Consider the following 11165-nt stretch of genomic DNA (forward strand, 5'->3'; position numbering starts at 1 on the left):
GCGACTTGAAAACGCTGAACCCACAACGACACACAGCGACTTGAAAACGCTGAACCCACAACGACACACAGCGACTTGAAGCCGCTGAACCAAATCCATAATCGACTCGATTTTTCAGGTCGATGTATAGCGCCAGACACCTCGGTCGGCCCCCTCTCCCCCCGGGAGAGGGCTGGGGTGAGGGTAGCTCTTGATTCAACCCTCTAGGAGCAACTCCCCCAGAGGACTACAATCCCCACCCCGCCTCAATGGCCGATCTCCTTCACCCATGCTGACCTGCTCCGTACACCCACTCCCCTATCGCGCCAACCCCGCCGGATTTTTCGCGGCAATTCGTCATGCCCCTGGCGCCGTACTGCTCGACAGCGGCCGGCCAAGCGCCGAACGCGGCCGTTATGACCTGCTCAGTGCCTGGCCGCTGGAACAACTGGCCATAGCACCCGACGAAAATGGCGGCGATTTCCTGCAACGCCTGCGCGATAACCTGGCACGCCTGGGCGAAGCCACTATCCCCGAGCCATTTGAACTGCCCTTCGCCGGCGGCTTGATCGGCTACCTGAGCTACGACTTCGGCCGGCATCTGGAAAACCTGCCGAGTCAGGCGCTGGATGACCTGCAACTACCCGATGCGCGTTTCGGCCTCTACGACTGGGCGCTGATCAGCGATCACCTGCGCATGAGCAGCCAACTGGTATTCCACCCGACGCTGGCGGACAGCGAGCGTCAGCGCCTGATCGACCTGTTCAGCCAGCCTGCCCCGCAAACGCTCGAGCCATTCCACTTGCAGGCGCCGATGCACGCCGACTTGAGCGTTGATGAATATCGCCAGGCCATCGAGCGCATCCAGCAATACATCCAGGCTGGCGACTGCTATCAGGTCAACTTCGCCCAGCGTTTCCGCGCGCCCTGCCAGGGTGATCCGTGGACCGCGTACAACGCGCTGCGGGCGGCGTGCCCGACACCGTTTTCCGGTTTCCAGAGCCTGCCCGACGGCGGCGCGGTGTTGAGCCTGTCGCCCGAGCGTTTCGTCAAGGTCAGTGAGCGCCAGGTCGAAACCCGACCGATCAAGGGTACCCGCCCCCGCGGCCGGAACGCCGAAGTAGATGCGGCGAACGCCGCCGAATTACTGGCAAGCCCAAAAGATCGCGCAGAGAACCTGATGATTGTCGACCTGCTGCGCAACGACCTCGGGCGCACCTGTCGTATCGGCTCGGTACGGGTGCCTGAATTATTCAGCCTGGAAAGCTATCCGAATGTGCATCACCTGGTGAGCAGCGTCACCGGGGAACTGGCGCAGGGCCGCGATGCCCTGGACCTGATCGCCGGCAGTTTCCCGGGCGGCTCGATCACCGGAGCGCCGAAGATTCGCGCCATGCAGATCATCGACGAACTGGAACCGACCCGGCGAGGCCTGTACTGCGGTTCATTGCTGTACCTGGACGTACGCGGCGAGATGGACAGCTCCATCGCCATTCGCAGCTTGCTGGTCAAGGATGGCCAGGTGTGTTGCTGGGGCGGTGGCGGGATCGTCGCCGATTCCGAGTGGCAGGCCGAATATCAGGAGTCGATCACCAAAGTGAAGGTGCTGCTCGATACCCTGCAGAATCTTTAAGAGCTTCGCGGGCAAGCCCGCTCCCACAGGTTACATGTTGTTCACAGATTTTGTGATCAACGCAAAACCACTGTGGGAGCGGGCTTGCCCGCGAAGGCGTCAGTTCAGACGACTACAGGCTCAAAGTCCGATTCGAAGCCTTGATAAACTCCTGCTTGAGCTCCTCGAACGTGTGCACTGCCGGGAACTGCGGGAACTCGGCAATCACGTTGTCCGGCGCATGGAACAGGATCCCGGCATCCGCCTCGCCCAGCATGGTGGTGTCGTTATAGGAATCACCCGCCGCAATCACCCGGTAGTAAAGGCTCTTGAACGCCAACACCGACTGGCGCTTGGGGTCTTTTTGGCGCAACTGGTAACCCGTCACTCGCCCGCTCTCATCAGTAATCAGACGATGGCAAAGCAAGGTCGGGAAACCCAGCTGACGCATCAGCGGCTGGGAGAACTCGTAAAAGGTGTCCGACAGAATCACCACCTGGAAGCGCTCGCGCAGCCAGTCGACAAACTCGATGGCACCGTCCAGCGGCTTGAGCGTGGCGATCACTTCCTGGATGTCGGCCAGCTTCAGGCCATGCTCGTCGAGAATCCGCAGGCGCTGTTTCATCAGCACGTCGTAGTCGGGAATGTCCCGGGTGGTGGCCCTGAGGGATTCGATCCCGGTTTTTTCGGCGAAGGCGATCCAGATTTCCGGGACCAGCACACCTTCAAGATCCAGACAGGCAATTTCCACAAGACACCCCATTTGTATTGATTATTGAGTCGAGCGTGTAAAAAGACTGCCGAACTCTAGCGACTCGGGCCTGCCTGCGCAACGCAGTGGGCCCCCGATCCGCCCGGCTTTTTGTTACCATCGGCCCATATAGAGCGCCCAGCGCCACCGACCTGTAGGAAGCCGCCCTGATGAGCCCAACGTTCGACGTCGTGGAACTCGCCACGACCTATGCCAACAAATCCGCCCAGGACATCCTGAAACTGGCATTTGCCGAGTTCGGTGATGACCTGTGGATATCCTTCAGCGGTGCCGAGGACGTGGTACTGGTGGACATGGCATGGAAGCTGAACAAGAACGTCAAAGTGTTCAGCCTCGACACCGGCCGCTTGCACCCCGAGACCTACCGCTTCATCGATCAGGTGCGCGAGCACTACAAGATCGACATCGAACTGGTGTCACCGGATTACACCAGGCTCGAACCGTTCGTGAAGGAAAAAGGCCTGTTCAGTTTCTACAAGGACGGTCACGGCGAATGCTGCGGCATCCGCAAGATCGAGCCGCTGCGGCGCAAGCTGTCCGGCGTGAAGGCCTGGGCCACCGGCCAGCGTCGGGACCAGAGCCCGGGCACCCGCAGCGCCGTCGCCGTGATGGAAATCGACTCCGCGTTCTCCACCCCGCAGCGCACCCTGTACAAGTTCAACCCGCTGGCGCAGATGACCAGCGAAGAGATCTGGGGCTACATCCGCATGCTGGAACTGCCTTACAACAGCCTGCATGAGCGCGGCTTCATCAGCATCGGCTGCGAGCCGTGCACCCGCCCGGTGCTGCCGAACCAGCACGAACGCGAAGGCCGCTGGTGGTGGGAAGAAGCCACCCAGAAAGAATGCGGGCTGCATGCCGGGAACATCATCGGCAAATCCTGATTCCACGCGTTCTGCGGACGAGTGTGGACGCGAGAAATTAGCGATTGGCAGATAGACCGAGGCGCTGCCATCGGTCTGTTGCCTGACTCAAACCGCACTAAATCGCCGCCCCAACCCCTGCTCGGCAAACTGTTCAATAATGAAATCGACAAACGCCCGGGTCTTGCCCGGCATCAACTTGTGCTCGGCGTAATAGATGGAAATGTTGCCGTCATCGACATACCAGTCCGGCAGCACTCGCTGTAAAGCACCTGCCTCCAGGTACCCCACCGCGAAAGGCATGCTCACCAGCGCAATGCCCAACCCTTGGGCTGCCGTGGCACAAGCGGCTTGCGAATCACTCAGGGTCATCCGCGCTCTGAGACTCAACGGACAATGCTGCTGACTTCGGCTGGTCAACTGCCAGGAACGCACCCTTCCGGTCTGCGGCGAGCGGATCAGGATGCCATCGTGAAGCTTGAGATCATCAGGCTCGACAATCGCGGCATGGCTCGCCAGGTAATCGGCGGACGCCACCAACACCCGATGCGCCGGGGTCAGCTTGCGTGCCACCACCCCCTGGGGCAGTTCGAACCCGCCGCCGATGGCCGCGTCGAAACCCTGGGCGATAAGGTCCACCTGGCGGTTATCGAAATGCCAGTCCGGATTGATCGCCGGATAGCGCCGCAGAAATTCACCCAGCAGCGGCACCACGTACAGGCACCCGAACACCGTGCCCATGCTGACTTTCAACGTTCCCGCCGGACGCCCTTCGGCGCTGGCCAGGTTGGCCACGGCATTCTGGATGGTTTGCAGGCTGGCGCTGACTTCGCCGAGAAACAGCTGACCGGCCTCGGTCAGCGTCAGGCTGCGGGTACTGCGCTGGAACAACCTGACACCCAGGCGCGCCTCAAGCTTGGCAACGCTCTTGCCCACCGCCGCCGGGGTCAGGCTCAAGCGCCGCGCCGCTTCGGCAAAGCTGCCGACCTCGGCACTGCGCACGAAGCATTCGATACTGCTGAAGGTTTCCATACAAGCCACTATAAACTTCTGGTTTACTCAGACTATAGCAATTACCGTCTACACAGCCTGTAATCCTTTATCGATACTAGGCTCCATCAACCGGGACATCTCGCCTCGGGAAGTTGGAGATCGATATGACTACTCAGAATCTCAGCGGCAAAGTGGCCTTGATTCAAGGCGGCTCTCGCGGCATCGGCGCGGCCATCGTCAACCGCCTGGCCGCTGAAGGCGCAACCGTTGCCTTCACTTATGTGAGCTCCACGGCCAAGGCCCGGGAACTTCAAGACAGCATCACCGCCAATGGCGGCAAAGCGCTGGCAATCAAGGCTGACAGTGCAGACGCCGAGGCTATCCGCAACGCCGTGACCGCCACGGTAGAAGCCTTCGGCCGCCTGGATATCCTGGTCAATAACGCAGGCGTACTGGCCGTCGCGCCGCTGGCCGATTTCAAACTCGAAGACTTCGACCAGACCCTGGCCATCAACGTGCGCAGCGTGTTCATTGCCTCTCAGGCGGCGGCAAAATACATGACTGAAGGCGGCCGCATCATCAATATCGGCAGCACCAACGCCGATCGCATGCCCTTTGCCGGTGGCGGCCCCTATGCCATGAGCAAATCGGCGCTGGTCGGCCTGACCAAAGGCCTGGCCCGCGACCTTGGGCCCCAAGGCATCACCATCAATAACGTGCAGCCTGGCCCGGTCGACACCGACATGAACCCGGCCCATGGCGATTTCGCTGAAAGCCTGATTCCGCTGATGGCCGTGGGTCGTTACGGCAAAGCTGAGGAGATTGCCAGTTTCGTGGCTTACCTGGTCGGTCCAGAGGCCGGCTATATCACTGGTGCCAGCCTGACGATTGACGGTGGCTTCGGCGCTTGAAGAGTAAACACAATCCAAAATGTGGCGAGGGGGCTTGCCCCCGTTGGGCTGCGTAGCCGCCCCAAAACAGTGTTTTGGGACTACTGCGTAGTCCAACGGGGGCAAGCCCCCTCGCCACACAGGCTCACTCCCACAAGGATTTTGCTAACTTCGGCAACGTCCAACGATCAAGTCCATTCAAGCGCCGGCAAGCCACAAACACCCGGCTCGAACGCCTTCAAGCTACGCAGGATGCCATCGGCATGGGCGTACTTTTCATCGGCCATCGCCGCATCGGGAATCGCGATCGCCGTCATCCCCGCCGCTTTCGCCGCCGTGACGCCAAATGGCGAATCTTCGAACACCAGGCAGTCCTGCGGCGCAACACCCAGGCGACGCGCCGCCGTCAGGAAGATATCCGGCGCCGGTTTGGCCGCGCCAACCTCCGGGTCATCGGCGGTGACGATGAAGTCGAACATGGCAAACCAGTCGCGATGCAAGGTGGTTTTCTGGCTGAACGACTGACTCGAGGAACTGGTCCCCACCGCAATGGGGATGTTGTTGGCCTTCAGATGCCGGACCAACTGCTGTGCACCAGGCATCGCCTGCGCCCCGGGAAAACGCTCCCGCATCAGGGGTTCGCGAATCACCAGGAATTCTTCAGCGGTGATAGGTAGCTCCAGCGCCTCGACGACATAGCGCGCCAGATCACCTGCACCGCGTCCGATGATGTTCTGTTTGATGCTCCAATCGAAAGTCCGGCCATAACGCGCGGCAATGATGGACGTGACTTCGGTGTAAATGCCCTCAGTGTCCAGCAGCAAGCCGTCCATATCGAAGATCACAGCTTTGATCGGGCCGAACTCTTTGAGCGGTGCATTCATCACGTCTGATCCGTTTCCAAAGGCATCCCGGATGGCCCAGACAGGGGCGCTTCCAGGTGGATTAAAGGTTTCAGCAGCATAGCGAGCCAAGATGGCCCAGGGCAATGCGAAATCCTGCAGTTCGCCAGCCAGATAGCAAGAAGCCCGGCATCAGCCGGGCTTGTGCATTGCAAAGTCACGCCGCACTAACCTCCCGTCCCCCCTCCTCCACTGCCGGTGCCACCGCCGGCACTTCCCGTGCCGCCACCACTGCCCTCGGAACTGCCTGAGCCGCCAGCCCCGCTTCCGGAACCACTGCCCATCGTATTTCCCCCACGCATCGGTTCACTGGCCGCTCCTGGATTGGTGCTGCTGCCATTGGCATCGGCACCATTACCGCCACCGATAGAACCCGGCGGCAACGCATTCTCAGGCCCCGGGCCGGCATTCATTTCCGTGGACGGTGGCATTCCGCCCTTGTCGACGGGGGCGCCGTCTCCGGCAAACACCGCCCATGAACTGACCGATAACAATCCGGCCAGCGCCATGCCTGTCCATTTTGATTGGTTCATGGTGCACCTCCTTTAAAGGTTGCTTACCTCACTTCTGGCAGCTGTCACTTTTCAAGGGTACCGCTCAATCGAGGAGCGCAAATGCAGGACAGCCAATCCATCAGCGCGGTTCAGCCGAGCCGTCCTCGCCCGCATCGTCCGGGTCAGAGGGAATGGCCTCGACATCACCGCGCTCCACATTATCGTCAGGGACTTGTTCGACGCCTGCCTCATCGTCGGGCGGACGTTGATCGCGACTCAGGGAATCGGTCGGGGAAGGCAGCGGGTACTCGGGGGTTTCGTCAACGTTGCTGTCTTTTGGATCGGCGTTCATCTCGCACCTCTCAAGGGGCCTGAAAGGCAGGCCTTGATACTTCGAGGACGGTGCGATGGGCACGTTCGCCCGGGGAGACAATCGGTCCATCAAACATGAAGACGATCAGTGGTCATCGTCTTCCTGGGCTTCATTTTCTTCGTGCTCGATATTGCCCACGTCACCCGCTTCATCCGCATCGTTGAGCGGTACGGTCGCATCGTCCATCAATGAACCCGGATCTTCGTTGCCGGGATCATTGATGAACGGTAGTCCGCCTGGGCCTTTTTCTTCCTCGCCTTCGGTTTCAGGGGTCATGGCATGCCTCACACCCGCCAGAGACAGGGCTCGTGGTTACTGTCGTATCAGTGATGCTTGTTATGGTGCTTGTTTTTGTGCTTATGACCGCCTCCGGAGTGGGAGTTGTCGTTGTCGCTGCCCAGGTTGTTGCCGATGGCACCACCAGCTGCACCACCCAGACCGGCACCGATGGCCGAGCCGGTCGAGCCGCCCAGACTGTTGCCGATTATCGAGCCACCCGCCGAACCCAGGCCACCACCCACGGCCGCCTCAGTGCGACTGCCTTTGGGTGCCGCGACCGCGCTACCTGCCGCGCCGCCAAGGCCGGCGCCGACCGCGGCACCGGTACTGCCGCCCACTTGTCCACCCACAACGTTACCCAATACGCCGCCAAGCCCACCCCCTACCGCCGCGTCGGTATTACCCGACGCCAGGGCCACCGGTGCAACAAACATGGCGAAAACCAGGGCGGGCAACGTCAAGCGTCGTGCATTCAGACTGCCATTTGCGCATTTATTGTTGTTGGATACGGGCTTCATGGTGTGCCTCACTTTCTTCCGGGGAATGTAGATTTGAGCCGTTAAACTGAATTTCGTTCATCAACGAAAAAGCCCGGCATCAAACCGGGCTTTTTCGCAGGATCCATCGGGATCAGTGATGCTTGTGACCTTTGGCCATGTTGTTGCCCACGCCGCCGCCCAGTGCACCACCAAGGCCTGCGCCGATGGTCGAACCGGTCTTGCCGCCGAGGCTGTTGCCGATGACCGAACCACCGGCCGCGCCCACACCGCCGCCTATGGCAGCGCTGGTGCGGTGGCCTTTTTTGGCGGCAACGGCACTGCCTGCTGCACCCGCGACACCCGCACCAATCGCTGCGCCCGTGCTGCCACCCATTTGGTGACCAACAACGTTACCCAACGCGCCACCCAGGCCGCCACCCAGCGCAGCAGTGGTGTCGCTGGCCATTGCACCTTGAGCAACCAAAAGCCCCAGAACCAGAGCGGGCAGTGTTAAACGCATGACAAACCTCAAACAATAGGATTAAGCATAAGGGGGCGAGATTGAATGCTTTCGCGCAGACAAAGTCCAGCATGCCGGTTCAACTTCGCGATGGGCGACAGTTGGACAGCATTATCGGGAAAGGTTTTATCACAGGCAAAAAAAAGCCCGCTGGGGAACGGGCAGGTATTGCTTTCTAACGGATGAGCTCAGACTACGTCGGGGGTCGTGAAAAGTTTGTGAAAAAAAGTACCGTTAGTCATCCGATCAAAAATTCTTCACCTATGAAAAACCCCGCTCAATGACGTAACGCTGTTCACTTAAGCTGGGGCACACACATATGTGGCGAGGGGGCTTGTCGGACCGCCGCATCGCCCCGTTCGGCTGCGAAGCAGTCGTAAAACCATCACTCGCGGTGTGCTTGGTACACCTCGATGGCTGGTTTTGGGGCCGCTTCGCAGCCGAACGGGGCGATGCGGCGGTCCGACAAGCCCCCTCGCCACAGATTTTGTACTTGCCTGATGATCGTGTTAAGTGAACAGCATTACGCTCAATGACAGGGTTTGTTGGTGGCTCAATCACTTCCTGATCGGGGCCGCGACCTTGGGTAGAAACTTGCCCTTGAGTACCCGGCAGGCTCGGCTCCTGATCTTGTCGACCTCGGTCTTGTCCTCTCCAAAGCCGGATACATAGTGGGTCTGGCCACACTGTACATAGTTGTTGATCGGAAACTCTGCGCCATCGTCTTCGATATATGGATCAGCCATCACTTCACCCCTCTCAAAAACGGGATCGACACCGGCAAGCCCTTTGCCTGAAAAATATCGACCACCAAGTTTTTCAGACTAGCCGGTCACTACTGGACTTGTAATTCACAATCCTCGATCCCCGACGAATGGCCGATACCGTGGCTCATCTCAATTTGACCGCCGTTCCTGTTACAAAAACCACCACCATCCCCCCCTTGCCGGCGGGCATGCTGATTTCATAATCGAGCCCTACCACTGCATCCGCCTGCAGTGCCCGCGCCCGGTCCTTGATCTCTTCAGTCGCCTGAATGCGCGCTTCCTGCAATGCCCGCTCCAGGGTCTGGGAGCGCCCGCCAAAAATGTCGCGCATCCCGGCAAACATGTCTCGGACAACGTTGATGCCTTGTACCGACTCGGCGCTGACGATGTCCAGGTAGGCGGTGATGGAGCGGCCTTCAACGGCATGGGTCGTGGTTGTGATCATCGGATTTCCTTGTTGTCCGGGTAGTGAGCCAGCGCAGCAAAAACCGGCAGCCTCAGCCAATCGCACGAAGACGATTGTGTTCGAAAGTGGCGGCCAGTCTACAGGTGTAACCAAACAGCCTGAAGACCGACTCTGCCCGGCAAGGCCGACTCGCACGCGAGAGCAGTACAACGCGTGGAAAATATCACTGGGTAGAAACCGAAAAACCCCCGACTTCCTGGCAAAGTCGGGGGTTTTGTCTGGTCGAACTGGCGGTTTATCAGCCTTGCAGGTTGCGGTGTCGCAACGCCCCGAGCCTAGCGAATGCCGGCACCGGCCATGGACTCTGGAATCCACTGCGCCGTTGAAAGCGGATCGGTGTAGCGGATACCACCATGGGGGCCTACCACGCCATTGATGTTGTAGGTGCCACGGGACAGATCGTAAGTCATGAAAGGAGTGGCATCCGGAACCTGCTGGTCATAGCTCTGACTGAGGAAAGCAAAGGAGCCACGGTATAGCTGGCCACCGGTGTCGTACTGATCGGAAGCCACAGCGGCCCAGGTATCTTCATCCAGGTAAAAGCGGCGCTTCTGGTAGATGTGCTTTGCACCGGGCTTGAGGTTGCCCTCGACGACGTAGACCCGGTGCTTTTCCCAGCGTACGAAGTCCGGGGAAATGAAATTGGGAGTGGTCAGCGACTTGGCTTCCCGTGCGTAGGTCAGTTTGTAAGTGTTGTAGGGCACAATCATTTCTTGTTTGCCCACCAGCGTCCAGTCGTACAGCTCCAGGGCACGGGCCGTGCCGGGGTTCGGCGTGTCGTAGGCGAGGATCGAAATCTGTTTGACCCGGCGTTGGGCCGGCATGTACTGCCAGGCACGGCCAGGGCGCTGCAGCGGGTTGGTGGCGTTCTTGAGCATGATCGACTCGCCAGCTCGCCGCGCAGGTGCGCTATAGGACAGTTTTAACTGGTAGTAGATGTCGGAGTTGTCGATGGGCTTCGACATATTTTCATAAATTGGAAAGGAGACGAACGCCTCGCCCGTGACAGCCAGGCTCGGCACTCCCGACGTGTCGACGCTCCAGGAGTCGTACTTGGAATGGATGTTGACGCCCTGGTAACGCAGCAGGAAATTCCACATCGCCTCGGCGCCCGATTGCGGGATCGGGAACGGCACACCAGGCAATACATTTTCGAAGGCGATGCCGCCGTTGAGGGACCTGGCACCGGTGGCGTTCTTGCGGCTGTTTTCCTGTACCGCCTGGGGCAGCGCTGCGGTGCGATGGGTCGGATACACGTCAATGCGGTAGCCGGGATAGCGCCTGGCCAGCTCGACGGTGGTGGCCGTGAGCATGCCCTTGTACTGGTCAATGTTCTTGCCATTGATCACCAGCAACGGTTTTTCGTCCGCAAAGGGGTCCGGGCGCATGCTGTCGCCGCTCTTGAAGCCGGCCGGGGCCGTTTTCAGGCCACCGCTGTAAGGTGGGATGGAGCCATCGGCATTACCGGTTTTTTCAGCGCCTACCAGAGTCAGGCTGGTGCCCAGCCGGGCCGCTTCCTGACTCGATACCAATGCCTGAGCATCAATCGCCACACTCAGCAGGAGTGAAGCAGCCAGAAGACTTTTCACGAATTTCATATTGTTATTCTCCGGCCTGGCGGACCAGGCACTTTGTACTCAGGCGCAGCAGTCGCATCCGTCGGCTCAAGCGGCAGTTCGCTGTACACCCTGCCTCAGATATCGGCCTTCCAAGGCTGGCAGTGCATTCAAACAGGACTGGAAAACTCTTCGCGTTGCGCCGGCTTGCAGTTGCTCG

The 11165-nt window shown here is 59.7% G+C and carries 14 protein-coding genes; 3 read left to right on the plus strand and 11 right to left on the minus strand.

Annotation, left to right across the window (positions count from 1 at the left end):
- Positions 1-268 precede the first annotated feature (268 nt).
- Complete coding sequence (gene pabB, locus AC07OG_RS10900) at positions 269-1612, plus strand: aminodeoxychorismate synthase component I (RefSeq protein WP_495067011.1); 1344 nt, start codon at positions 269-271, stop codon at positions 1610-1612.
- 112 nt (positions 1613-1724) lie between these two features.
- On the opposite strand, the gene thrH is transcribed toward pabB, so the two are convergent.
- Positions 1725-2342 carry a bifunctional phosphoserine phosphatase/homoserine phosphotransferase ThrH gene (thrH, locus tag AC07OG_RS10905; protein ID WP_495067012.1) on the minus strand — a complete coding sequence of 206 codons (618 nt, stop codon included), beginning with the start codon at positions 2340-2342 and terminating at the stop codon, positions 1725-1727.
- Between the two features lie 170 nt (positions 2343-2512).
- Here thrH and AC07OG_RS10910 point away from each other — a divergent pair, with 170 nt between their 5' ends.
- Positions 2513-3247, plus strand: a complete 735-nt coding sequence (locus AC07OG_RS10910) for a phosphoadenylyl-sulfate reductase (protein ID WP_495067013.1) — start codon at positions 2513-2515, stop codon at positions 3245-3247.
- An 87-nt stretch (positions 3248-3334) separates the two neighbouring features.
- On the opposite strand, the gene AC07OG_RS10915 is transcribed toward AC07OG_RS10910, so the two are convergent.
- Positions 3335-4258 carry a LysR family transcriptional regulator gene (locus AC07OG_RS10915; RefSeq protein WP_060539834.1) on the minus strand — a complete coding sequence of 308 codons (924 nt, stop codon included), beginning with the start codon at positions 4256-4258 and terminating at the stop codon, positions 3335-3337.
- Between the two features lie 125 nt (positions 4259-4383).
- Here AC07OG_RS10915 and AC07OG_RS10920 point away from each other — a divergent pair, with 125 nt between their 5' ends.
- Positions 4384-5130: a 3-oxoacyl-ACP reductase family protein gene (locus AC07OG_RS10920; protein ID WP_218424524.1), complete on the plus strand. Its 747-nt coding sequence runs from the start codon at positions 4384-4386 to the stop codon at positions 5128-5130.
- A 167-nt stretch (positions 5131-5297) separates the two neighbouring features.
- On the opposite strand, the gene AC07OG_RS10925 is transcribed toward AC07OG_RS10920, so the two are convergent.
- The 9 genes from AC07OG_RS10925 to AC07OG_RS10965 form a co-directional block, all read right to left on the minus strand.
- Positions 5298-5993 carry an HAD-IA family hydrolase gene (locus AC07OG_RS10925; protein ID WP_218424525.1) on the minus strand — a complete coding sequence of 232 codons (696 nt, stop codon included), beginning with the start codon at positions 5991-5993 and terminating at the stop codon, positions 5298-5300.
- 185 nt (positions 5994-6178) lie between these two features.
- Entirely contained in the window at positions 6179-6544 is a 366-nt protein-coding gene (locus AC07OG_RS10930) for a hypothetical protein (RefSeq protein ID WP_495067014.1), read from the minus strand.
- Between the two features lie 100 nt (positions 6545-6644).
- A complete protein-coding gene (locus AC07OG_RS10935; RefSeq protein WP_218424527.1) occupies positions 6645-6857 on the minus strand; it encodes a hypothetical protein in 213 nt (70 codons plus the stop codon).
- 105 nt (positions 6858-6962) lie between these two features.
- The gene (locus tag AC07OG_RS10940) at positions 6963-7154 is read right to left on the minus strand and encodes a hypothetical protein (RefSeq protein WP_495067015.1); all 192 of its coding nucleotides are present in this window, start codon (positions 7152-7154) and stop codon (positions 6963-6965) included.
- 47 nt (positions 7155-7201) lie between these two features.
- Positions 7202-7675 (minus strand): glycine zipper domain-containing protein, encoded by a 474-nt coding sequence (locus tag AC07OG_RS10945; RefSeq protein WP_495067016.1) that lies wholly within the window; start codon positions 7673-7675, stop codon positions 7202-7204.
- Between the two features lie 112 nt (positions 7676-7787).
- Positions 7788-8156: a glycine zipper domain-containing protein gene (locus tag AC07OG_RS10950; RefSeq protein ID WP_060539839.1), complete on the minus strand. Its 369-nt coding sequence runs from the start codon at positions 8154-8156 to the stop codon at positions 7788-7790.
- Between the two features lie 557 nt (positions 8157-8713).
- On the minus strand, positions 8714-8902 hold the full coding sequence (locus AC07OG_RS10955; protein WP_495067017.1) for a hypothetical protein: 189 nt from the start codon (positions 8900-8902) through the stop codon (positions 8714-8716).
- A 145-nt stretch (positions 8903-9047) separates the two neighbouring features.
- Complete coding sequence (locus AC07OG_RS10960; protein ID WP_060539841.1) at positions 9048-9368, minus strand: YbjQ family protein; 321 nt, start codon at positions 9366-9368, stop codon at positions 9048-9050.
- Between the two features lie 296 nt (positions 9369-9664).
- Complete coding sequence (locus AC07OG_RS10965) at positions 9665-10987, minus strand: DUF1329 domain-containing protein (RefSeq protein ID WP_060539842.1); 1323 nt, start codon at positions 10985-10987, stop codon at positions 9665-9667.
- Positions 10988-11165 lie beyond the last annotated feature (178 nt).

This window comes from Pseudomonas sp. GW821-FHT09H03, assembly GCF_059415945.1.

Bases quoted from the DNA above. Each gene is read 5' to 3' on its own strand.
- pabB (WP_495067011.1), top strand. From the start codon at position 269: ATGCTGACCTGCTCCGTACACCCACTCCCCTATCGCGCCAACCCCGCC.
- AC07OG_RS10910 (WP_495067013.1), top strand. From the start codon at position 2,513: ATGAGCCCAACGTTCGACGTCGTGGAACTCGCCACGACCTATGCCAAC.
- AC07OG_RS10915 (WP_060539834.1), bottom strand. From the start codon at position 4,258: ATGGAAACCTTCAGCAGTATCGAATGCTTCGTGCGCAGTGCCGAGGTC.
- AC07OG_RS10920 (WP_218424524.1), top strand. From the start codon at position 4,384: ATGACTACTCAGAATCTCAGCGGCAAAGTGGCCTTGATTCAAGGCGGC.
- AC07OG_RS10925 (WP_218424525.1), bottom strand. From the start codon at position 5,993: ATGAATGCACCGCTCAAAGAGTTCGGCCCGATCAAAGCTGTGATCTTC.
- AC07OG_RS10930 (WP_495067014.1), bottom strand. From the start codon at position 6,544: ATGAACCAATCAAAATGGACAGGCATGGCGCTGGCCGGATTGTTATCG.
- AC07OG_RS10935 (WP_218424527.1), bottom strand. From the start codon at position 6,857: ATGAACGCCGATCCAAAAGACAGCAACGTTGACGAAACCCCCGAGTAC.
- AC07OG_RS10940 (WP_495067015.1), bottom strand. From the start codon at position 7,154: ATGACCCCTGAAACCGAAGGCGAGGAAGAAAAAGGCCCAGGCGGACTA.
- AC07OG_RS10945 (WP_495067016.1), bottom strand. From the start codon at position 7,675: ATGAAGCCCGTATCCAACAACAATAAATGCGCAAATGGCAGTCTGAAT.
- AC07OG_RS10950 (WP_060539839.1), bottom strand. From the start codon at position 8,156: ATGCGTTTAACACTGCCCGCTCTGGTTCTGGGGCTTTTGGTTGCTCAA.
- AC07OG_RS10955 (WP_495067017.1), bottom strand. From the start codon at position 8,902: ATGGCTGATCCATATATCGAAGACGATGGCGCAGAGTTTCCGATCAAC.
- AC07OG_RS10960 (WP_060539841.1), bottom strand. From the start codon at position 9,368: ATGATCACAACCACGACCCATGCCGTTGAAGGCCGCTCCATCACCGCC.
- AC07OG_RS10965 (WP_060539842.1), bottom strand. From the start codon at position 10,987: ATGAAATTCGTGAAAAGTCTTCTGGCTGCTTCACTCCTGCTGAGTGTG.